The 22,597-nt window shown below is 51.1% G+C and carries 24 protein-coding genes and 1 tRNA gene; 14 read left to right on the forward strand and 11 right to left on the reverse strand.

Going from position 1 to position 22,597, the window contains the following annotated elements:
- The first annotated feature begins 12 nt into the window (after window positions 1–12).
- The 3 genes from IPI86_RS06040 (at window position 13) to IPI86_RS06050 (ending at window position 1,015) form a co-directional block, all read left to right on the forward strand.
- Entirely contained in the window at window positions 13–309 is a 297-nt protein-coding gene (locus IPI86_RS06040) for a YgiT-type zinc finger protein (RefSeq protein ID WP_345297095.1), read from the forward strand.
- Between the two features lie 21 nt (window positions 310–330).
- Complete coding sequence (locus IPI86_RS06045; RefSeq protein WP_345297096.1) at window positions 331–885, forward strand: hypothetical protein; 555 nt, start codon at window positions 331–333, stop codon at window positions 883–885.
- Between the two features lie 54 nt (window positions 886–939).
- Window positions 940–1,015: transfer RNA gene (locus IPI86_RS06050), tRNA-Glu, on the forward strand.
- A gap of 52 nt (window positions 1,016–1,067) precedes the next feature.
- Here the strand turns inward: IPI86_RS06050 and IPI86_RS06055 are convergent.
- The 3 genes from IPI86_RS06055 to IPI86_RS06065 are packed head-to-tail and all read right to left on the reverse strand — an operon-like array spanning window position 1,068 to window position 3,929.
- Entirely contained in the window at window positions 1,068–1,568 is a 501-nt protein-coding gene (locus IPI86_RS06055) for a hypothetical protein (protein WP_345297097.1), read from the reverse strand.
- Window positions 1,568–2,659, reverse strand: coding sequence for a membrane dipeptidase (locus IPI86_RS06060; protein WP_345297098.1), 1,092 nt, complete (start codon window positions 2,657–2,659; stop codon window positions 1,568–1,570). The genes IPI86_RS06055 and IPI86_RS06060 overlap by 1 nt, the downstream gene beginning before the upstream one ends.
- A 46-nt stretch (window positions 2,660–2,705) precedes the next feature.
- Window positions 2,706–3,929, reverse strand: coding sequence for a S1 RNA-binding domain-containing protein (locus IPI86_RS06065; RefSeq protein WP_345297099.1), 1,224 nt, complete (start codon window positions 3,927–3,929; stop codon window positions 2,706–2,708).
- 141 nt (window positions 3,930–4,070) lie between these two features.
- Between IPI86_RS06065 and IPI86_RS06070 the strand changes: the two genes are divergently transcribed.
- Window positions 4,071–5,171: an ATP-binding protein gene (locus IPI86_RS06070; protein ID WP_345297100.1), complete on the forward strand. Its 1,101-nt coding sequence runs from the start codon at window positions 4,071–4,073 to the stop codon at window positions 5,169–5,171.
- Between the two features lie 50 nt (window positions 5,172–5,221).
- Window positions 5,222–6,133, forward strand: coding sequence for a VWA domain-containing protein (locus IPI86_RS06075; protein WP_345297101.1), 912 nt, complete (start codon window positions 5,222–5,224; stop codon window positions 6,131–6,133).
- A 100-nt stretch (window positions 6,134–6,233) separates the two neighbouring features.
- Here the strand turns inward: IPI86_RS06075 and IPI86_RS06080 are convergent, their stop codons facing one another.
- The 4 genes from IPI86_RS06080 to IPI86_RS06095 all read right to left on the reverse strand — a co-directional run bounded on the left by IPI86_RS06080 (window position 6,234) and on the right by IPI86_RS06095 (window position 13,072).
- Window positions 6,234–7,649, reverse strand: a complete 1,416-nt coding sequence (locus IPI86_RS06080) for an FAD-dependent oxidoreductase (RefSeq protein WP_345297102.1) — start codon at window positions 7,647–7,649, stop codon at window positions 6,234–6,236.
- A 149-nt stretch (window positions 7,650–7,798) separates the two neighbouring features.
- Window positions 7,799–8,863, reverse strand: coding sequence for a LysM peptidoglycan-binding domain-containing protein (locus tag IPI86_RS06085; RefSeq protein ID WP_345297103.1), 1,065 nt, complete (start codon window positions 8,861–8,863; stop codon window positions 7,799–7,801).
- Between the two features lie 40 nt (window positions 8,864–8,903).
- Window positions 8,904–10,769, reverse strand: a complete 1,866-nt coding sequence (locus IPI86_RS06090) for a hypothetical protein (RefSeq protein ID WP_345297104.1) — start codon at window positions 10,767–10,769, stop codon at window positions 8,904–8,906.
- Window positions 10,770–10,873: 104 nt separating this feature from the next.
- Window positions 10,874–13,072 carry an NBR1-Ig-like domain-containing protein gene (locus IPI86_RS06095; protein ID WP_345297105.1) on the reverse strand — a complete coding sequence of 733 codons (2,199 nt, stop codon included), beginning with the start codon at window positions 13,070–13,072 and terminating at the stop codon, window positions 10,874–10,876.
- A 179-nt stretch (window positions 13,073–13,251) separates the two neighbouring features.
- Here IPI86_RS06095 and dinB point away from each other — a divergent pair, with 179 nt between their 5' ends.
- The 9 genes from dinB to IPI86_RS06140 all read left to right on the forward strand — a co-directional run bounded on the left by dinB (window position 13,252) and on the right by IPI86_RS06140 (window position 19,834).
- Window positions 13,252–14,415, forward strand: coding sequence for a DNA polymerase IV (dinB, locus tag IPI86_RS06100; protein WP_345297106.1), 1,164 nt, complete (start codon window positions 13,252–13,254; stop codon window positions 14,413–14,415).
- Window positions 14,416–14,501: 86 nt separating this feature from the next.
- Complete coding sequence (locus tag IPI86_RS06105; RefSeq protein WP_345297107.1) at window positions 14,502–15,464, forward strand: YafY family protein; 963 nt, start codon at window positions 14,502–14,504, stop codon at window positions 15,462–15,464.
- Between the two features lie 18 nt (window positions 15,465–15,482).
- The gene (locus IPI86_RS06110; RefSeq protein WP_345297108.1) at window positions 15,483–15,836 is read left to right on the forward strand and encodes a DinB family protein; all 354 of its coding nucleotides are present in this window, start codon (window positions 15,483–15,485) and stop codon (window positions 15,834–15,836) included.
- Between the two features lie 157 nt (window positions 15,837–15,993).
- On the forward strand, window positions 15,994–16,638 hold the full coding sequence (locus IPI86_RS06115; protein ID WP_345297109.1) for a GyrI-like domain-containing protein: 645 nt from the start codon (window positions 15,994–15,996) through the stop codon (window positions 16,636–16,638).
- A gap of 52 nt (window positions 16,639–16,690) precedes the next feature.
- Entirely contained in the window at window positions 16,691–17,119 is a 429-nt protein-coding gene (locus IPI86_RS06120) for a DUF3795 domain-containing protein (protein WP_345297110.1), read from the forward strand.
- 73 nt (window positions 17,120–17,192) lie between these two features.
- Complete coding sequence (locus IPI86_RS06125) at window positions 17,193–17,552, forward strand: hypothetical protein (protein ID WP_345297111.1); 360 nt, start codon at window positions 17,193–17,195, stop codon at window positions 17,550–17,552.
- On the forward strand, window positions 17,552–18,298 hold the full coding sequence (locus tag IPI86_RS06130; RefSeq protein WP_345297112.1) for a zinc dependent phospholipase C family protein: 747 nt from the start codon (window positions 17,552–17,554) through the stop codon (window positions 18,296–18,298). The genes IPI86_RS06125 and IPI86_RS06130 overlap by 1 nt, the downstream gene beginning before the upstream one ends.
- A gap of 33 nt (window positions 18,299–18,331) precedes the next feature.
- Window positions 18,332–19,585 carry a diguanylate cyclase gene (locus tag IPI86_RS06135; protein WP_345297113.1) on the forward strand — a complete coding sequence of 418 codons (1,254 nt, stop codon included), beginning with the start codon at window positions 18,332–18,334 and terminating at the stop codon, window positions 19,583–19,585.
- Window positions 19,586–19,642: 57 nt separating this feature from the next.
- Window positions 19,643–19,834 (forward strand): PspC domain-containing protein, encoded by a 192-nt coding sequence (locus tag IPI86_RS06140; protein WP_345297114.1) that lies wholly within the window; start codon window positions 19,643–19,645, stop codon window positions 19,832–19,834.
- A 35-nt stretch (window positions 19,835–19,869) separates the two neighbouring features.
- Here the strand turns inward: IPI86_RS06140 and IPI86_RS06145 are convergent, their stop codons facing one another.
- The 4 genes from IPI86_RS06145 to IPI86_RS06160 are packed head-to-tail and all read right to left on the reverse strand — an operon-like array spanning window position 19,870 to window position 22,580.
- Window positions 19,870–20,775: an ABC transporter ATP-binding protein gene (locus tag IPI86_RS06145; protein ID WP_345297115.1), complete on the reverse strand. Its 906-nt coding sequence runs from the start codon at window positions 20,773–20,775 to the stop codon at window positions 19,870–19,872.
- Entirely contained in the window at window positions 20,768–21,715 is a 948-nt protein-coding gene (locus IPI86_RS06150; RefSeq protein WP_345297116.1) for an ABC transporter ATP-binding protein, read from the reverse strand. Before IPI86_RS06150 ends, IPI86_RS06145 begins: the two co-directional genes overlap by 8 nt.
- Window positions 21,716–21,743: 28 nt before the next feature.
- Window positions 21,744–22,118: a hypothetical protein gene (locus tag IPI86_RS06155; protein ID WP_345297117.1), complete on the reverse strand. Its 375-nt coding sequence runs from the start codon at window positions 22,116–22,118 to the stop codon at window positions 21,744–21,746.
- A 27-nt stretch (window positions 22,119–22,145) separates the two neighbouring features.
- Window positions 22,146–22,580 (reverse strand): hypothetical protein, encoded by a 435-nt coding sequence (locus tag IPI86_RS06160; RefSeq protein WP_345297118.1) that lies wholly within the window; start codon window positions 22,578–22,580, stop codon window positions 22,146–22,148.
- Window positions 22,581–22,597: the final 17 nt, after the last annotated feature.

A 22,597-nucleotide genomic window follows, 5' to 3' on the forward strand; every position in this document is an offset into this window, starting at 1 on the left:
GGATTCATTCAAATGAGCGAAGACGAGTTTATCCCAAGATCGTTTCCATGCAATGAATGCCACTCGGGCATTTTACAGCCGCGTCACATCACGTATTTCACGTGGCTTGGCAATGAATTGATCACCGTTCCGCATTTCCCCGCATGGGTTTGTGATGTGTGTGGAAAACGCGAGTACGATGAAAAAGCAATTAACTGGTTGAATATGCTGTTGGACCCAAATGCAGGCAAGCCTAACGCGAAGTCGCGCCGTCCGTTGCCGCATCCCAAACCCCGTACGGGCACGTCCCGTACGGCACACGATTCCTAACTGAGAGGGACAGCCCACGCCATGACACTCGACACTTCACCCCGCACCTATCGCTTCCTCCCTGCCGACATCATGACATCGGGCTATCGCGTGGTCGGCAAGATCATGATCACAAATAACGGCGTGATGGGTATGATGAATGATTCGACCCATTCGGCGATGGAAGTGAACGATGCGCGTCTGGCACGCCTGCATATGCCCACCAAGCTTGTGGACCATTTTGAATTGATCCGCATGATGAAGAGGCAGATCCATGCTGTGTGCCTTGCGCGCCGCGAGGACCTCGGTCCGCAGGCGTTGGTGCGCGGTGGATACGCAAGCGTCGTGGAGCATCCGGTGCGGATCGCAACTCAGATGTTTGAAGTGGAAGGAACGATGGAACTGCCGGGACGTTTCGATTTCACTGCAATCATGACAGATGGAACCCGAACATTTCTACCGGTTATGAACGCCACATTGACCGCGATCCTCATTCCAAATTTGCGTGTTGAGAGCGCCGGTATCCTGGTTAATCGAAATATGATCGATATCATGGCCTTGATTAATCAGCGGGTGAAGCCGGAAATTCAACCTTAAAATCGCTTGACTGACATTAGATGGGATGATAGAATTCGCCCGCTCTAAAAAAAGGCCCCCATCGTCTAGAGGCCTAGGACGCGGCCCTTTCAAGGCCACGACCGGGGTTCGAATCCCCGTGGGGGCACCATCTTGAACAAAAAAACCGCTGGAATTCCAGCGGTTTTTTTGTTGCCTGACCACTAACTTTGTCTGAATACTTTATGGGGAAAGAACGGAATAAATAACAGAAATCCCAATGCAATGATCCCCTGACCGATCAATACACCTGTAGCCTGCCACGGCCCAAAGTATGGAACCTGTGGAAACGACTGTGAGCCCATTCCGAATACATCGGCCAAGCCTGCGAAGACGGCAATCACATAGCCTGTGCCAACCAACCGTGTGCCAATGTCCGCAAGAATCGTCCGTTCTTGGCCCGACCATAAGGTAAGCAGGCTGATGTATCCGCCAAGGCAGATCAGCGCAAGGCCTGCAAGAAAAACCGCGATCTGCACAAAACCGACCACAGCGCTGCGGTCCCAACCAAACCAATCAGGCTTGGAGCCGATGGTAAAGATAAACAGCCCGATAAAGGTGACTACAAGACCCACAAAAATACGCGGGGCATTTTGACCATTGGCGTTGGAATATGGTGTGGTGTCAACAGGAGTAGATGCAGGAATAGGTTTGTTCGTGCTCATTAGGGCAAATCCCTTCTCAGGCGTGCAAGCCAGTTACCACCAAGGATATTGGCAATGTCTGTTTCGCTGTAACCGCGCGCCTCTAACAAGGATGAAAGTTTTTGCAAATCAGCAATTGTCTCGATCTCGGGTGGGACAGATTGCAAACCAAAACCGCCATCAAAATCGGAGCCGATCCCTGCGTGGAGGGCATCCCCCGCGATCTGGCAGATATGGTCGATGTGATTGGCAACGTTGCCAAGCGAAACTTCTGATCGCTCGCTTTTACCTGCCACCCACCCAACCTTGAGATAGCTGTTGAACGGAACCACCCCCACGACGCCATCACGTTCTATGACGCCTTCGATGATACGATCTGAAAAATGACGGTTCGATGGTGAATTGGGCAGCAACGACAAACAATTGGCATGTGTGCCAACGATGGGTCCGCGGTAGATATCGAGCGCCTCCACAGCAGCCTGTTCATCCATGTGACTGAGATCGAGGACAAAGTTATGTTCCGCCATCGCGGAAAGCAATTTGCGGCCGTCGGAAGTCAACGGGCCTGGCTCATTCCAACCGCCACAATAGCGTGTGCCAACCCAGGCTGGGCCGATCAGGCGCACGCCAAGCTCATACCATTCGTCCAGCTCGGAAAGTTCGCGGATACCTTCTGCGCCTTCCATGAGCACAACCATGCCTACGGGATGTCCGTCACTGCCTGGGGTGGGATTCTGCCAATGATCGAGGACCAGGTCCAAGTCACGTTTGGAAGCGATGAGGCGAAATTTGTCAGGCGTCGAATCCGTCATCCGATGGTAGGTCAGCAATTGCTCACGATAAAGCTGATGTGCCTCATCAAAATTTTTGTAAACTTGGGTTTTGTTTTCGCCCTTGCTCCAGCGTGCTGGTGTGGCATACAGCGTTGAAAAAATGACGGAGACTTGTCCGCGCTGGTAATCGGGCCAGCCAAGGAGTGTGTCGTCGTTGTTCGCTACAGCAGGACCGCCAGCCTCAAGCTGGCGTGTTTCCTCGGCAGAGCGGGTGTAATCGCGCCCATATTTGAGCATGTTCCAGGCGATATCTGCGTGAGCATCAACAATAATAGGCATAGGGGATTATTGAAGAGCGCACCTTTCGGTGCGCTCTGGATTATTTTTACTCGTCTTTGTTCTCTTCGTCAGGGTCTTGAAATCCCTGCGTGAGCATTTTGAAATCCTTGTCGGCGAAGGCGGCCGAGTCAACCTTGCGGAGGCTGAGGCCGATGCGGTGCTGCTCGCCGTCGATGCGGATGACGCGCAGCGTCTTGACTTCACCTTCCTTGAGGACTTCCTTCGGATGCTCAACACGGTTCTCGCTTAACTCAGAGATGTGGATGAGACCTTCGATATCGCCTTCAAGACGGGCAAATGCACCGAACTTGGTCAGGCGGGTAATGACACCTTCAACAAGCTGGCCGACGCTGAATTTTTCGACACGGCTCTTCCAAGGGTCATCCTGTAAGGCGCGGATGGACAGACCAATGCGTTTCTTGTCGCGGTCAATGTTGATAACCTTGACCTTGACTTCCTGCCCGACTTCGAGGATTTCCTTGGGGTGCTGAAGGCGATCCCAGGAAAGCTCTGAGAGATGCACAAGGCCGTCTGCGCCGCTGACATTGACAAAGGCGCCAAAGTCTGCGAGGCTCGTAACTTTACCGGTGTACACCTTACCTTCTTCCAACTCACTGATCACGCGATCCTTCATCGAGGAACGGGTTTCGGTGCTGGTGGAACGCTCAGAAAGGATCAGGCGGCGGCGTTCGCGGTCCACTTCGATAATGCGGACTGAGATTGCCTGGCCAACCATCTTCTGCCAGCGTTGTTCAGGGGTGTCGCCGGAAGACTGTGCACGGCGTGCGGCGCTGATCTGTGAAGAAGGAACAAAGCCGCGCAGGTTTCCAACAGCGACGATCAAGCCGCCCTTGTTGAACCCAACGATCTTTGTATCGATCACGGTTTCATCCGCGATCATCTTCTCAACATTTTCCCAGGACATTTCCTCTTGTGCGCGCTTGAACGATAAAACGACATTGCCGTTTTGATCTTCAGGATTGAGAACGTAAACGTTCACTTCCTGTCCAACGCTCAGTGCGGCGCGTTCTTCAGCTGTGAGTTGTTCCAACTCGCGGCCTGCAACAACACCTTCGGATTTCGCTCCGACACTGATGAGAATCTGGCTTGAGCTAATGCTTGCGATCATGCCTTTGCGAATTTCACCGACCTGCGGCAATTCGACACTCAAAGATTCTGTCTCGAGCAGTGACTCCATTGTCTGATTGTGGGGTTGGTCTCCCTGGGGATTTACAGCCCCTTGCCCAGTTTGGGCTTCATTTTCATCCATCACGCGTGACTCCAATTAAACTGAAATATGATTTGGATTATACAAGTGAATGCAGAACTTGACAACCCCGATATACGCATTAAAACAACAGATTCCTTCTCGAAAGAAAATTTTGGCTTATAATCACGCACTGGAGAAAAAATGCCCGCAATCTTCCCATTTACAGCCATTGTTGGACAGGAGCGCATGAAACGCGCCCTCATACTCAATGCCGTTGATACCCGTATCGGCGGCGTATTGATTCGTGGTGAACGCGGTACGGCCAAATCGACCGCCGCGCGTTCACTTGCCGCTTTGTTGCCGCACGTCAAGATCGTGCAGGATTGTCGCTTCGGATGCGATCCAGATAAATCTGGAACATGGTGCACCGAATGTAAGGAACGCTATGCTGCGGCAAAGAAACTTCCCACCGCCGAGCGTGCCACACCTTTTATCAACCTACCCGTTTCTGCAACTGAAGATCGTGTCGTCGGCACCCTTGATATCGAAAAAGCAATCCAAAAGGGCGAACGTCATTTTGAACCTGGCGTCCTTGCTTCTGCAAACCGCGGATTGCTCTACATCGATGAAGTCAACCTGCTCGACGATCACGTAGTGGATATTCTGCTGGACTCAGCCGCCATGGGCGTGAACACGGTCGAACGCGAAGGCATTTCCTTTGCCCATCCAGCGCGCTTCATTCTCGTTGGGACGATGAATCCTGAAGAAGGAGATCTCCGCCCCCAGTTGCTGGATCGCTTCGCGCTATCCGTGGATATCGTCGGCATCCGCGATGCGCGTGAACGTGTGACCATCATGGAACGCAATCTTTCCTACGAAAAAGACGCCGAAGCCTTCCGCAAATTATGGCTTGTAAAAGAAGATGAGCTTTCACAGAAGATCGCCCGTGGACGTGAACTTGTTGACCAGGTCACCCACACGAGCCGTGACCTGCTCTCCATCGCCGCGTTGACTTCTTCATTAAACGTAGACGGCCATCGCGCTGACCTCGTTATTCTCAAAGCCGCTCGCGCTGAAGCAGCCTTCGAAGGCCGCACCAAGATCAACGATCACGATATCGCGCTCGCCGCAGAGCTGGCGCTTCCGCACCGCATCAAACGCACGCCTTTCCAGCAGGCCGAATTGACCACCGAACAGTTGCAGGAACGCATCGAGCAATTGGCGGGTCAATCCGTCCCTGAAGATTCGGATGATGAATCCGAAAGCAAGCAGGATGGCGAAGGCGAGGAAAAAAAAACTTAAAGCTCGAAGATGAACAGCAGGAAGGTCCCCAGCAGGGAAACCCTGAACCCATGCAGCAGCAGGAAGTGTTTGCAAGTTCCAATGCGAATTGGTGGGAAGGCGGACAAAAAGTAAAAGCTGGTGAGACCTTCCAGCCTCGCAAACTCAACACCCCGCTCGATAAACTAACCCGCAAACAGGCAGGCCGCCGTTCGCTCACAAAAACGGAGCGAAAGCATGGCCGCTATATCAAGGCGCGTCCTGCAGGTGACAACCTGACGGACATCGCCTTCGATGCCACGTTTCGGGCCGCCGCGCCATTCCAAAATCAACGCACCGAGGAACGCAAGAAGCTGGCCTTTTCCATCAAACGCAGTGACTTGCAGCGCAAGATCCGCGTGAAGCGCGTGGCGAATTTGGTTCTCTTCCTTGTGGATGCTTCATGGTCAATGGCCGTTGCCGAGCGCATGAATGCGACCAAAGGCGCAATCCTTTCGCTGTTGACCGACGCCTATCAACGCCGTGACCGCGTGGGACTGATCGTCTTCCAAAAAGACCGCGCCACGCTGGTGCTCTCCCCCACCAACTCTGTCCAACTTGCACAACGCGCCTTGATGGACATTCCCGTCGGTGGAAAGACTCCGCTCTCGGCAGGATTATTCATGGCACACGATGTGCTCACTCACGAAAAGCACATCCACCCCGATGTGGAACCGCTGCTGATCGTGCTGACCGATGGCGCAGGCAATGTATCCATTGGCACACTGCCGCCGCAGGAAGAAGGCTTCAAGTTTGCCGAAATGATCGCCCAGGAAAAAACCCGCGCCGTGGTCATCAACATGGAACACGCCGCCTTTGATCAGGGACTCGCCCAACAGCTAGCAGATCATCTCAAAGCGCCGTGCTATTCGCTGAGTGATTTGAAAGCGGAGAGTTTGTACAATACGGTCAGAGATGAGATGTCGAAGCCGTCGAAGAAGTAAGGGGAGTAAAAAGTGAGAAGTATAAAGACCTCGGAGGATGGATGCCTCCGAGGTCTTTATTTGTGAGAGATAACAAGAGTGAGTTACATTCCAAATTTCATCACGAATCAAACCCCAACCCCAGCGCATCCAAAATCTTCAGCCATAAATTTCTTTCGCCGCCGTTGTCATCCGCGCTATTGAGCGACCATCTTGTGAAATTGACAATCGGCGAGCGGAACGGTTCGGGCGGGAATGGGAACGGTTTCGATTTCACCATTTGCAATTCGGTGCGTTCGGTCTTTTTGCCATCGAGCAGATCCAGCATCACTTGCGCGCCGAAGCGCGATGCGCCGACACCGAGGCCGGTGTAACCCATTGCGTATGCCACTTTGCCGCCATAAGCCTGACCCCAAAACGCAGTGTAGCGTGAACAAGTATCGATCACACCGCCCCAGGCGTGTGTGAAGCGCAGACCCGTCAACTGCGGAAAGGTTTGGAAGAAATTCTCCGCCAAACGCGCGAATGTTTCGGGACGATTTTCCAGGTGCGGAGCCACTTCATTGTTTGGATAATAGATGGCGTCGTATCCGCCCCACAGAATCCGACCGTCTGCGCTGGTGCGGTAATAATGGAATTGATTGCCGTTATCGCTCACACCCTCGCGCCCATGCCAGCCGATCGCATCGCGTTGTTCTTTGGATAGCGGCTCCGTCATCAGCACATAATCGTAAACAGGGACAACATAAAACGAGAGTCTTTTTAGCAAAGGCGGAAATGCATTCGTGGCAAGTGCCACACGTTTGGATTCGACCTGCCCATAGGATGTTTTGACAAGTACCGACTCGCGCTTCTCTTCCAGACCCGTGACCTGCGTGCCCTCAAACAAGCGGACTCCAACTTCCAGGCATGCTCTTCTTAAGCCCCAGACCAATCGCGCGGGGTTGACCATCGCCACAGACGGGTCGTGGATCGCGGCAAGATAGGTCGGCGAGTTGACTCGTGCACGGATCTGCTCACGGTCGAGAAATTGGATTCGCTCCCCATATTGGGCGGAATGTTCGGCTTCCTCGCGCAGTTCTTCGATTTGATATTCTTCATTGGCGACATTGATCTCGCCTGAGCGGATGAAATCACAATCAATGTTGAATTGCTTGATCGCGGCTTCTATTCCGTCCAGATTTTTGTGCCCCAGTTCGATGATCTTTTTGAGTTCTTTGGGCCAGCGGTTCAATCCATTTTGAAAGGAATGAGTCAGTGACGAGGCGACGAAACCGCCATTTCGTCCGCTGGCGCCAATGCCTGTCTCCCCCGCTTCAAGAAGGACCACGTCACGAGACGGGTCGGCTTGCTTTGCAAGAAGAGCTGTCCACAAGCCTGTGAAGCCTGCGCCGATGACAACGAGATCGGCTGTGATGCTTTCGGTCAAAGCAGAAGCAGGCTCCGGACGTGCCGGGTCATCCAACCAAAACGGCACGTGCTTCACATCCGCAAGAGATTTCAAAGTCTCAGGGCGCGGAGTGTTCGAGAAAATCATAAAGTCTCCAGTTTCGCGGCCTATGCTGCCCCAGGTGAGGGCGCACAGGTTCATAGATTTGATTTAGTTTAACGCCGTAACTGGAGAGGAGTCAAATATCAAAAAAACAAGGCCAGACAGGTTTTCGAAAATCTATCTGGCCTATTATTTCATAAGGGTTTCTTACGGGTCATCACGGTAAATAGACCGCCAAGAAAGATCGCAGAGACTCCGATGGCAACGATGCCCATCGTGTTTTCTCGCTTCTGTTCGGGGGTCAGGGTTGGTGTGGGTTCTGGCTCCGCGGTTTTGGCGGGTGACATTGTCGCGGTGGGGAATGTTTGGGGTGACTGGGCAAGTGTCGGTACGTTTGACGCGTCGCGGGGCGCAGGTTGAGTCGCATCTCTCATTATCAGAAGTTTTTGTCCAGTGCGCAGATTCGTGTCGGTCAATCCATTCAACTGCTGGATCTGTTTGATGGTGGTTCCATAAGAAATGGCAAGGCTCCACAAAGTTTGACCATATTTGACTTCGTGATAGATGTTGCCATCAGGCATGGCGGTGTTGAGAAAAACGGGCGCGACGTTTTGTGGGAGCAATCCATTTTCGGCGGCGAGGGTTGCCATGCTGGAATAGGCGGCCTGGGTCATGGGAATGCCGGTGAGGTAAACGATGGCGTCATATTGCATCTCGCCGCTTTTGGTTTGAAGTGCGGTCTCAAGCACGATGACATATACATCTTCACCAGGCATTTTTGCAATACCCACGCCGATATCACTGCGGTCAAGGGAGAGCATGGTATTTGTATGAAGGTCATCCTGCAGCCACATGTTCACGGCGCTCTCGGCATCATTGGCAAAACCCCAGTTTTCAGAGCGATAGCCATCGAGCGAAATATCGCCCGAGAGCGGATACCCAAGCGAAAGCAGCCACTGCCCCAGCGTAAGACCATTGGGCCGCCAGTGACCTTCCCTGCCTGCGGCAATTCCATCCGCTTCCATTTGACCGACCTGCATCAAAACTGGATGCGCATTCAATGGCGCAATGCCATGCGACAGTCGCAGGTTATTGACTCCTTCGATGATCTCAGCATGCACTGGCGGACTGCCCGAGGGAGTCGTTGGTGTTTCTTCGCTTTGCACAGTGGGGTGTGCAAACGCGTCTGAAGTCGAAAGAAAACCAAGGGATAGAACGAAGGTTACAATGACTACGATCCAAAGGGTTTTATTTTTCATATGGGTTGAAATCATAGTTAGGACTGAAGTCGTTACTACATTATGGTCTCCATGAAGGAGCGTACCAATCATAATCGGTGGTGAGGCCTGGAGCCTGCAGAATTTTCTGCTCCAGCGTGGCAAGGTTGATCAAAAACAAATGCCCGCCTGAAACCGATGTGGTTTCTTCAACAAGTAAATACCTGCCATTGGGCGAAAAGAGCAGGCGCCCCACCGTTGTGCCTTTGTAAACCAGAGATTGGGTCTTTCCATCACGGCTCACAATATACACTTCGGCAACGGGTGTGCCATCGGCTGAATTGCTGTAATAATTGAACGCGATCAGCGAACTATCGGGCGACCACACCATCGGGTAGATCGAACCGCCAACAAAGCTGGCAAGCGAAACCGCGTTCTCGCCATCAGGCTCCATAACCTTGAGAACATGGTTTTGGCTATTGTAATCATATTCATCATACGCCAGCAAGCTCGCATCGGGCGAGGCGATGAATTGCGCCTTGGTTAGCTGTGCATCGAACATTGGCCTTGCGGCTCCATCACTGGCACGCACCAGAAAAATATTACCCGCACTGCCCGGCAAAGCTGAGCGCATCAAAATATTTTCCGTATACCAGCCATCCATGATGTAGGGCCGTCCTTCTGCAGGCAAGTTCAGCGAAACACTTTTCAATTCCGAGCCATCACGACGCACCACATACACATCCTCACTACCAAGCCCATCCTGTGTGCGGAAAGCGATCCACGTGCCGTCGGGCGACCAAAATGGCGGGTCGATGAATGGAAATTCCGCAATCGAAGTCCATGTGTTGGCGGCGGGGTCGAAAATCCATAATTTCGTCGGTGTACCATTAGGGGCATCCGAATATGAAAACGCGGCAAACTTTCCATCGGGAGACCAGCTCAAAGCGTTGATCGTAAAATTAAATGCGAAGGGGACAGTCACAATTTGCATCGGCGGACAATTGACCGAGTCAAATACGCAGACACCTGAAACGCGCGCGAGCTGAATGGATTGTCCCACCTGCCGTGGTTGAAGGAAGAAATACAACTCACCCGCATCCTCTGCCGACGGGGGAACTGATTCAGTTACAACAGGCACTGACCCCGCTTCGGCATTCGGCGAACCCGCCTGCTGTAAGCCCGCAGGCAAAATAAACACCGAATCGTCAAAAGTCACATCAAAAGAGATGTGTTCCACAACCCGCTCCCCTTCCAATTGACCTGAGCCGTTTTTATTGAATTCCTGCAATTTCAAGAGAATTCCCGTTTGAGCATCCACCCACATTTTCAGAGATGAAAAGACATTACCAGAGTAAGTCCACTCAACGACCAGGGCCTCGCGGCCAGCGATCGTCTCGATGGAAATCGGCTTGAAGACCCCGCCGTTTTGCGAAAAATCAGAAGCGAACGCCAATAGGGAAAGCGGCGTTCCAAGTTGACCCCAAATCGGATTCGGATGCGCCTCCCCTTCCACCAGCGGAGGGATGTACTGTCCCACGCGAATAAAATCAGGGATCGGAAATGTCTGCACCTGACCCAAAGTCAGATCAGCATCATAGATATTCGTCCCGTCGATCAGTTTCAAAACTTTTTGAGAAGTATTGGTCACCCCAGTCACTTCCGCTTTGAATCTGCTCCTGATCGGGTCCATCCAAACCTGCTCACGCACAAGTTGCGTCGAACCATCGGGCAGATACCAGGTGACAGAACCATCCATTTGAAGGGTGGTCCATTTTGAAGCACTTTCCCACAACGCCCGCTGAATTTGTTCGGAGGTCGAGTTAATATCGAGATTTGCAGGAGCGGGCGTAATTTCAAAATAGGAAGCGTCCGCAGGTACGGTCGGTGTGTTTGCAGAACATGCCGCAAGTACAAAAATCAAAGTAGCCAGAAAAAAGCGATTCATTCGATCTCCCAAAAAGTTAAGGGTTTACCTGAAAAGTTAACGATCATGGAAAACAAAAGTTCCCGCTGCCGTACGGCAGCGGGAACTTTTTGAATTTAGAAATACTATGGAGAAGGTGTAGTGGGCGTGGCAGTTGGAGGTGTCACCGTAAAGGTCGGTGTGGTGGTCGGGGGTGTTACCGTAAAGGTCGGTGTGACAGTTGGGGTGCCCGGAGTAACCGTTACAGTCGGCGACGGGGTCGTCGCCGTAGCGGAGATCGTTGCAATTACCGTCGATGTGACTGTAAAAGTAGCTGAAGGCGGAACAGCTGTTGCCGCCGAACCCGATGCTGAATTATAAATAAGCGGGGCCACCCAAAGGGCGCGATCGCCTGTCGCTGAGCCAGTGGATAAAACAGTGAGGATGAATTTCAGATCCTGACCAGCCAGCGGGGTGAGGTCGATGTCGGCGGAGTAATACTGACCTTCATAGCGTTCCACAAATGCCCAGAAAGTCTGAACAGAGGAACTACCGGAAATGGAGTAATCCAAACGAAATACCACGTAGCAGGATGTCGCTCCATTCTCGCAATTGATGGTGGCGCGGAATTTATCGCCAGCCTTTACTTTATAGGAGGGATAGATACCCTGAATGTAGCCGTTGTTGATATTCTGCGGAAAGGTGAGCAAACCCGAGCGGCTGTCGTTGGTGCCGTTCTCAAGCTTGGACGGGCTGGTGATCAACACAAAGCCTTTTGCATCCCCATCTGTTCCGGGGCAGGGCAATGTGCCAGCACCGCTGTACCAGGTCGCAGTGCAGACGTTGGCGACAAAGTCATAGCTTGTGCCGGCAATAGGTGTAGCAGGAGTCACCGGTGTGCCGGGTGTCACTGGTGCCACAGTCGTACTGGGGACAATGCCAGTGCCTGAGACCTTGATCTCAACCCAGAAGGATTTCGTTCCGGCAGAGCCAATACCAAATGCAGCGCCGGTACTGTTCTTGAGTTTCCAATAGCCGCGGTATGTGCCTGCCGTGGTTGGGGATGTCAACTGAATGGTGATATCCACAGTTTGGCCGGGCGCCACCGAAGTGGGGATAATCGCAGAATCAGGTCCGCCCATCTTTTCGCCAGAGTCGAAGATCAGGCTGTAATTTGTCCACGTGCATGTGCCGACGTTCTTGATGCGCCAGGTCTTGGAGAAACCAATTCCCGGTGCAAAGGCTGTGCCATCAGGCACGGTCACGTCTTTGATGAACTGCGCGCGGTCACAGGAAGCTGGACCCGGTGTAACAGTCTTTGTAGGTGTGGGCGAAGGCAGGGTGCCTGTTACAGTGGGAGACGGGGTGTTGGTGGGCCCGGTCGTTCCGCCTGCACGCGCAATGATGGGGTTGCCCCACAGCGCACGGTCACCAGTCTGTGAACCATAAGCAGAAATAACGAGGATGAATTTCACATCCTGTCCGGCCAGCGAACTCAAATTGAGGTTGGCATTATAGGTCAGGCCTTCATATCTTTCGCGGAAGGTCCAGAAGGTTTTAACTGCACCGGAACCGATCTGGTAATCGAGGCGATAGGCAACATAACAATTGGTCGCGCCATATTCACAACCAATGGTTGCCTGAAAGCGGTCACCGCTTTGCACTTTGAATGCAGGGTAGCTCGCCTGAATATAGCCATTGTTCACATTGTTCGGAACGAACAGCAAACCCGCTTGCGCAGATTCAATCCCGTTTTCGAATTTTGGCTTGTCCAGTTTCAAAGCGAAGCCGTTCGCGCTGCCATCGGTGCCGGGGAAGGTCAAAGTACCAGCACCGCTGGACCAGACCGCAGATGTGGCGTTTGCGGTGAAGTCATATCCAGCAGTAGAGGACGAAGTCACATTGATCTCAACCCAGAACGATTTATTCGCGGTCGAACCAATGCCAAACACGCCGCCCTGCGCGCTCTTGAATTTGAAATAGCCAAAGTAATGACCAGCCGCGCTCGGCGCAACCATGTCAACAGTGATGTCCACTGTCTGGCCGGGATTCACGGTGGTCGGCAAGGCAACTGTAGCGGGCACGCCCATTTTCTCGCCGCTGTCATGAATCAGCGAGACATCAGCGGCATTCCATGCACAGGTGCCGATATTCTTCAAGCGCCATGTTTTCTTGAATGCAGCGCCCGGGGCAAAACTCGTCCCATCGGGAATGGTTACGTCGGCGATGAATTGCGCCCAGTAACAGGACGCCGCCTGCGCCGACTGTACAGCAGCCGATGGCACAGAAGAGATCATCAATGCAACCAGCAGTAACACAGTGGCAAATTTGGATGTAAATTTCATTTCTTCCTCCGTATAAGCAAAAGCTTAAATAATGACGTTAAATTCTTAGAAATGTTCCATTTGACTATACGCCATCCCTAGTATAACTTTACTCATGAGAATGTTCAATATATTAACAAAGCAATTTCATAACCATTTTTCCTACCGCCGCCGCCATCCCTTACACTATAATCCTGTTCATGTCTCGCATAATTCTCCATTTGGACCTTGATGCATTCTATTGCTCCGTGGAAGAAACACAAAACCCCACATTGCGTGGCAAGCCATTTGCAGTAGGAGGCAGACCCGATGAACGCGGTGTCGTGGCTTCCTGCTCATATGCGGCACGCGCATTGGGGATTCGCAGCGCCATGCCCATGTCGCGCGCCATTCGTTTATGCGGTAATCTCATCATCATTCCAGGGCGTCACAAACTGTACGGGGAATATTCCGAAAAGGTAATGGACAAACTGCGGAATCTGACTCCCCTCGTTGAACAAATCTCCATCGACGAAGCATTTCTCGACATCTCAGACATTCGCGAAGCCCCCGCACGCATCGCACTGGACCTGCAAACGGGTATCAAAAACGAATTGCATTTACCCAGCTCGATCGGAATCGCATCCAACAAACTCGTGGCAAAGATCGCCACCGAAGTCGGCAAAAAATCGAGCAAGAAAAAGAATGAACCACCGTTTGGATTAACCATCGTACCTGCTGGCGATGAAGCGAAATTTCTAGCCCCCCTGCCCGCAGACATGCTTTGGGGTGTGGGGCCAAAAACATCCGCGCGTCTGACCGAGCTTGGCATCCGTACCATCGGTGATATTGCCAACTGGCCCGAAAAGGAACTCGTCAACCTCTTCGGCGAAAACGGACGCGATCTCTGGCGTCACGCGCACGGCATCGACAACCGCCCCATTGTCACCGAATACGAAACCAAATCCATCAGCCAGGAAACCACATTCAATGTAGATGTGCGCGACGACAAGACCCTTGAAAAGACCCTGCGCGAACAATCCAAGGAAGTGGCGCGGCAACTCCGCAAAAATGATCTCGCTGGAAAAACGGTCAAACTGAAAATACGCTGGTCTGATTTCACCACGTTGACAAGACAAACAACATTGCCCACATCCACAGATAACGATGATGAGATATTCCGCACTGCTGTCAAACTGATGAAAACTGTCCGCAAGCCGAATCAGGCTGTTCGGTTGATCGGAGTCGGTGTCAGCGGAATCGGTGCTCCAGTACGCCAACTCAGTTTGTGGGACGCAGGAAGCGAGAAGTCTCGTAAATTGCAGGAAGTGGTCGACCAACTCCAGGAAAAATACGGAAGGGACGTCATCCATCGCGGGGAATAAGCGGGAAAATTGAAATAATCTACGAGGCGGATATATGTCATAATTTGACATATATCCGCTTTATACTTTTTATGCAGGAACAAACCATGTCTAATGTTGCCACCCGCTTGATCACACTTATCCTGACTTTGCAGAACCAGCCCAACCAGAAAGCCAGCGACCTTGCAAACAGGCTTGGCGTTTCGGTGCGCACCCTGCATCGCTACTTTGCCATGCTTGATGAAATGGGCATCCCCGTCTACGCCGAGCGCGGACCCTACGGCGGTTTTTCACTCGTACGCGGGTATAAACTTCCGCCGCTGATTTTCTCCGTTGAAGAAGCAGTCGCGGTTTATTTGGGAACCAATCTCATCAGTGAAACCTGGGGAAAGTTATATAAAGACGCAGCTCAAAGCGCGATGGCAAAGATCGAAAATATTCTACCGAACGAACAACGCGATGAAATCCACTGGGCGCGACGTTCTCTCGTAACCACCAGTTTGTATCGCGCCGATCTTGCCAGCCTCTCACCCGTCATGGAAAAACTTCGTTCTGCCGCACGCGAATTCAAACAAGTCAATCTGACCTATCAGGGGCAAGCCAATACAAAAGCCGAAAAGCGCAAGATCGATCCCTACGCATTGGTGTTTCGTGCAGGCTGGTGGTATCTCGTTGGATATTGCCATCTGCGCAATGCGCCGCGCACTTTCCGAGTGGATCGCATCCAAAAATTGACAGTCCTTGAAAAACTATTTGAGACGCCCGCTAATTTCGATATCCATACGTATTTGGAAAACGAATTCAAGAACCAGCCCAGCATCCGCGCACAATTGCGCTTTGTTCCTGAAGCGGCCTACATGGTGAAAGCAAATCCATCCATGTGGGAATCGGTTGCCGAGAATTCAGATGGCAGCATGGATGTCACCCTCACCGCGCCCGATCTGCCCTGGCTGGCCTCCATGACAATGAGTTTCGCCCACTGGGCAAGGGTGTTGGAGCCGCAGGAATTGCAAGACATGATTCGGGAATGGGCACAGGCGACAGCGAATTCATACAATCAAAATAATTGATTTCAAAAGGAGATATTCATGCCAAAACCAACCACCAAAGACCAAATTCTCGAAAATGCGCACAAAGAAAGAACCGCCCTGGAGGAATTACTCAGCACACTGACACCCGAACAAATGACCCAACCCAATATGATCGGCGAGTGGGCCGCCAAAGATGTTTTGAGTCACCTCATGGAATGGGAGCAAATGGTCATGGCTTGGTATGCGGCAGGAGTGAAAGGCAAAACTCCGGCCGTGCCATCCGAGGAATACAACTGGGGACAGCTTCCACAACTCAACCATGCCATTTACCTCAAGCATCGCGACAGGAAACCATGCCGATGTTCAAAAGGAATTCAAAGCTTCCTACAAAAAGGTCATCAAAACCATTGAAGGCATTCCCGAAAAGGAATTATTTACGCGAAAGGTCTACAAATGGACAAACAACAATCTACTTGCGGCATATTTCGTCTCTTGCACAAGCAGTCACTACCGCTGGGCGCGCACATTGATCCGCAAGGCGATGAAAAGCAAATAATAAGGAGAAACCATGAAAACTCTCGATTTGAAGAAACAATTCAAGCACCTGTATCAGCCGTCGGCAAAGAAGATCGAAGCGCTTCAAGTCCCCAGCCTGCAATTCGCCATGATCGATGGCGCAATCGAAAAAGGCTCCGAGCCTGGCAAATCTCCAGCATTTGCAGAAGCCACACAGGCATTGTACAGTATGTCTTACACACTCAAGTTCATGCTCAAAAAGCGCAAGACGAACGCCATTGATTATCCCGTGATGGCGCTGGAGGGGTTGTGGGGCGTGGAGGATGGATTTTTCGACATTACCATAAAAGACAACTGGACTTACACGTTGATGATCATGCAGCCTGAAGTCATTACAGCCGAAGTTTTCGAGGAAGCCCGCGAACAAGTCCGCAAGAAGAAAGGCGATAGTGATATGCTTTCGAAGATACGACTTGCTCACTTCGAGGAAGGCCTGTGTGTGCAAACCATGCACGTCGGCCCATACGCCACCGAGCCTGCCACCATCGAGCGGATGAAAGAATTCATGGCCGCCAATGGACTGAAAGACAATGTCGGCCCCAATGGCAGGCACCATGAGATCTATCTCAGCGATCCGCGCAAAGCGTCACCCGACAAAATGAAAACTGTGCTAAGGCATCCAGTAATTAAAAGCTAATTCCTAAAAAAGCCGAAAAGTTTGTGCTTGATCTGAAAAAAAAAACAGGGACATGAAGATGAAATCTGTCACCGTGAATATGTTGGCGCCATGCGGAATGACATGTTCAGTATGCTATGTCCACCTCAAGCAGCGAAAGCCATGCACAGGCTGCCGCGGACGCGACGAGGGCAAACCCGAGCATTGCAGAAAATGTGAAATAAGAGACTGCGCCGCCAGCCATCAAGTCAACTTTTGTTTTGAGTGTGCAACCTTCCCATGTGTAACGATCAAACGCCTCGATAAAAGTTACAAACAGAGATATCAGGTGAGTCTGGTCGAAAACGCTTTGCGACTCAAAACCATCGGCATGGACCCATATTTACTGGAAGAACAAATCAAATGGACATGCACTCGCTGTGGAGGAGTCATTTCCCTGCACGATCAGGCATGTTCTGAGTGTGGAGAAAAGATGCAACAAAAGGAGAAGATCAAAAAATAAGACGGTGATAGCACCTGATACAATAAAGGCGGTTCTTAAGACATTATTTATACGCCAAACAAAAGAGGAACGAATGAACTGCTTCTATCATCCCGACCATCCCGCCATTGGACTTTGCAAATACTGCCAGCGTGGACTTTGCTCTGAATGTGCCGCCGTTGTTGACGATGTGCTCGCCTGCAAAGGCCGCCACGAAGACGAAGTCCATCAACTGGAGCAGCTCACCGCGCGCAATCTATTCCAATCCAAACGTGTGGCTTCGGGTTACATGCGAAATGCGATCTTTTATGGGCTTGTCGGTGCCGCATTCGCAGGCTTCGGATTGTGGCAATTGAAATGGCTGGGACTGCAAGCCGCCATTTTCATCATGTTGGGCGTCTTCCTGTTTTACGCGGCGGGGGCGAATTATTTCGAAGCGAGAAAACATAAATAATGGGCACATGGATCTGCCATCTGCGCATCGCGGAAAAATTACTTCTTCACTTCCCTGAACTGGATAAAACCCTGTTCGCCTTTGGGAACCTAGCCCCCGATTCAGGCATTCCCAACGAAACATGGACGGAATTCGATCCGCCCAAAGAAGTGACCCATTTCCTGCAAAAAGGCGAGGGCGAAGATATGATCCGCGACCTCGTTTATTACCGTGAATATCTAGCAGGTCTTGATCCGCAGGAAGACCCGCAAAAATACAGTTTCCGTTTCGGGTATTTCACCCATCTCATTTGCGACATCCTCTGGATGAAATATATCGCTTCGACGACGAAGGCCGCCTTTCATGAATTATTCGAGCAGGATAAACAAAAAGCTGTAAATCTCGTCAAAGATGACTGGTATGGGCTCGACCAACTTTACAACCAAGCACACCCCGAAGGCCTGTTCTGGCAGGTCATCCATAAAACGCCAAGCCCGCCATCTTATCTGCCGTTCATTCAGGAAAAAGCTTTGCACCAGCAGTACGCGCATATCCGCAAATTTTACAGCGAGCCAGACCCGGAATGGTTTATCGAACGTCCCTACCCCTATCTAAATGAACCAAGCATGACACGCGTTGTCGAGGATACTGTCCAGTCCACTCTTATTATTTTGGAAAAAATCAAGTACACTGACATCAGTAAAGTACAAAGCTCAACAGAAATCCTCCCACAGGAGTTTATGCTTCCCTACTCAATGCCGCTTTAATATATTGTTTTCATATTTCAACTTTACAGGTACATGAACGAATTCGAGAATTTTTTCAACCTCTCCACCGATCCCATGACCATTGCGGATGCAAATGGGAAAATCGTTCACGCCAACAGCGTCTACACAGCCATTACAGGCTGGAGCGTGGATGAGTTGAAAGCGACTTCCTACTGGGATCTGATCCATCCCGACGATCACGCAAAAGCCCGTACAGCACTCCAAACCGTCAAGGCCGGTCACCCCGTCTTTGCGCTGGAATACAGGTTTCTTTGCAAAGACGGTTCGTACAAAACCTTTATCGCAAACCTCAGTGGAAATAAAAAAAGCGAACATTTATATGCGATCAGCAGGCTAAAGGAAGGTCAGGTCGTTCCGTACATCATGGTCGCGAACGCAGCGCCGGTGGCCGTGATGATTATTGACACCAACGGCGCGATTATTCACGCCAACCAGCTGGCAGAATCCATGTTTGGGTATGAGGCGGGGGAGTTACAGGGAAAGTCCATTGAAGAGTTGATACCGGCACGATTAAGAAAAAAGCACAAGATCCACCGCGGGGAATATCAGTCCAATCCGGTCAACCGCCCGATGGGTTCACAGTACAACCTAAAAGGTCTAAAGAAAAATGGAATGGAAATTCGGGTCGATATCGCATTGAATCCACTGCACGAGCAAAATGAACTGTATGTCGCCTGCTCCATTCTTGATATTACAGAAAAGATCACCACTGCCGAACTCGCCCTGAATCTTGAAAGGGAAAATCTGCGTCTCGCTCAACTTGCCCAGCGGGACCCGCTTACCCAGGCTTACAACCGCCGTACCATGGAAGAGCTTTTTCCAAAGATCGCGGAGGAATGCAAAAGGCAAAACAGAAGCGTCTCCACGATCATGCTGGATGTGGATAATTTCAAAATATTCAACGATAGCTACGGGCATCAGACAGGCGACCAGCTATTAAAAGAACTTGCCTACATCGCCCAAAACCACATAAGGGAAAACGACATCCTTGTACGATATGGCGGTGAGGAATTTTTCATCATCATGCCAAACTGCACCCCGCGCCAGGCCAGCGAAGTCGCGGAACGCATTCGATCCTCGCTTGAAAAGGATATGACTTCGGGTCACAAGATCACGGCCAGCCTCGGGATCAGCACCTACAGTTTTTCAAGCGACCTCGAGTCTGCGGATGAAGTTTTGGAGAAGCTCATCGAACAATCGGATCAGGCGCTGTATCAGGCCAAAGATAAAGGCAGGAATCGCTTCCAACATTTTTCGTCCATTTAATTTGCAACTCTTTTCGAATGCCTGCGTAAACCAAATAGACAAACGAAAGGAGTAAAAATGAACGAAGTCAAAACCCTCACCCGAAGCAAATCCAACCGCATGATCGCGGGCGTATGCGCAGGCCTTGCAGATTATCTCAACATGGACCCCACCGTTGTGCGCTTGTTATTCGTGCTTGGTTTCTTCACCCTGAACGGCGGCATGCTGGTGGCCTACCTGATCATGGCCATCGTCACCCCCGAGCAATAAATCAGTAGGGACACGGCGCGCCGTGTCCCTACTTTTCATCGAGCCAATGAGAGGAAGACATCCTCCAGAGTTGGCTCGCCTCTTTCGATTTTCTCCACGCTCAAACCTTTTTCCCCTAACAAGCCTTGCATCGCTTCCTTTTCGACCTGTGAGCTGATCACACGTAAATGATCACCCGCCAACCCGACGCGTTCCACGCCCGGCATGGTGGTCAGGATTTCCAATCCATTCTCGAGCGGATAGACATACACTTCCCAGACATCCCCTGTGATGATCGATCGTTTCAGGTTTGTCGGCGTATCCATCGCCAGCAATTTGCCATCGCGCATCACACCGACTCTCTCGCAGTATTCAGCTTCATCCATATAATGCGTGGTGACAAGGATCGTCACACCGCCTTCGGCTAATTCATAGATCAGATCCCAAAATGCGCGGCGGGCGGTTGGGTCCACACCCGAGGTGGGTTCATCGAGGAACAACAATTTCGGTTCGTGGACAAGGGCAATGCCAAGCGATAACCGCTGACGCCAGCCTGTGGACATATCCCTTGTCAGGGTGTGTTCATGCCCTTTAAGACCGACCAGCTCAAGGGTATGCAGGATGCGGGCTTTGTCCGTGATCCCGTACACACCACCGTAGAAGGTCAAATTTTCCAGTGTTGTCAAATCATCATAGATCGCAAATTTTTGCGACATATATCCAACACGCATGCGGATCTGTTCGCTTTCCTTGAAAACATCGTAGCCAAGGACAGTGGCCTTGCCATCACTGGGTTCGAGCAAACCCAATAGCATGCGGATGGTGGTGGTTTTACCTGAACCGTTCGGTCCAAGATAGCCGACCACTTCACCCGCCTGCACATCAAAATTAATGTGATCCACCGCAACGAAATCGCCAAAGCGGCGCGTAAGGTTTTCAACCGTAATTACTGGCTCAGTCATGATTCGACTCCGATAAGGCAATAAAGACATCTTCCAACGTGGAAGGGATGGCACGCAAATCTGTAAGCGTTCCGCCAGCAGATTTGATCTCTTCCGGTAAACGCTTCATGATGAGATCGGCCTGGCCTTCGAGAACGCGAACGTGCAATTTATCGCCAAACGCAGCGACATCTTCCACGCCCGCATCCTGATGCGCGACATGGCGAAGGGTATTGATGGGGCTCCCGCGCAACTCAAGGACGCGGCCATTCAACCGCGCACGCAGATTCGACGGTGAATCTTCTGCGATGATCCTGCCCATTTTCATAAATCCAACACGATGACAGCGCGAAGCTTCATCCATGTAGGGAGTGGAGATGATGACACTAACGCCATCACCCTCACGCGCTGACACTAATTTAATCACCAACTGCCAAAAATCCTGGCGGGTCACAGGGTCAACGCCTGTGGTGGGTTCATCCAATAACAACAATCGCGGACGTGTAACCAGCGCAGAAGCCAGGCCAAGTTTTTGCTTCATACCGCCTGAAAGCTGGCCCGCACGGCGATCTTTGAATTTTTCGAGACCGACGAACTCAAGGATCTCCATCGAACGCGGCAGCCATTCAGTTGAAGACAGCCCGCGTATCTCGGCAAAGAAGCGAATGTTTTCCAACACGGTCAAATCTTCGTACATGGAAAATCTTTGTGAGAGATAGCCAATCATCGAGCGCGCCTGCTCAGCCTGTTTTCCAACGTCATAGCCGCAAATACTAATCTCACCTTGCGTAGGCAATAACGCCCCAACCAGTAGCCGCATGGTGGTAGTTTTTCCCGCACCATCCGAGCCGACGAGTCCGTAAATCTCGCCAGCCTTGATCTGCAGGGAAACCCCATCCACGGCATCGGTATAGCCAAAAGATTTATGTAAATTAGTTGCTTGAACCAGGTAATCGCTCATTTGCGACCTTTCCAAACCAATTGATCATTTATTCTTTACGAGTTTTCATAAAGCTAAAGGTCTGCAATCCAAAAAATAAAATATGCAGCGAGGTGGCAACGTAGCCTGCTGTAACCAACCCGACTTTTGCAAAGCTATCCCAAAACAACAGGTTCGCACCACCAAGCAAAAGGCAGACCAGCGCCAAATACAAATGCCATTGAGGTTTTAAATCTTTAAGCATCACACCAAAAACCAGGACCGCTGTCAACACAGCAAATCCATGTGCTTCAAAGAAACCAATCGTGTAAGGGGTGCCTGTAAATATTCCACTCAACGGACCCATCCCGCGGTAGTGGCTCAACAGTTCGAATATCATCTGAATAAAACCTGTCAAGCCAAGGTATAAGGCATTGGCGATCAAAACCAACTTCCGAAAACGGTCCATGACTCATGCCTCCCCTGGCAAAGCCATATTTTTATAGCGGATGTTCCACATAAAAACAAGGATCAGCACCATCAAAACAAGAATCGGGTAGCTATACCAGGCTGGGAATGCATCGATGTAGCCGGTGCTTTGCGTCAGGTACGTCTGAACATGGAGCGGAATACTGACCGTAAAGTAGGTCATGATAAAGCCGTAGAAGAACTTCTTCCAACCTTTATCAAAGACAACCTTATTCCACGAAAGCCAGCCTATGATCCCTGCATATGCCATCGGGATGGCAAACACCATATCGAACGCAGGCGTAAGGATATGTTCTTTAAGAAGCTCACGGCCAATAAACAGGCTGGTGAGATGCAGGTATATTCCTCCAATAACGGTTATGATGGCTGCATAATTGGAAAAATATCCATTCATTTTAAATTTTTCGTAGATGTTCATGATGTTTTCCTAATTCT

Source organism: Candidatus Villigracilis affinis (assembly GCF_016705895.1).
GTDB classification, from domain to species: Bacteria; Chloroflexota; Anaerolineae; order Anaerolineales; family Villigracilaceae; genus Villigracilis; species Villigracilis affinis.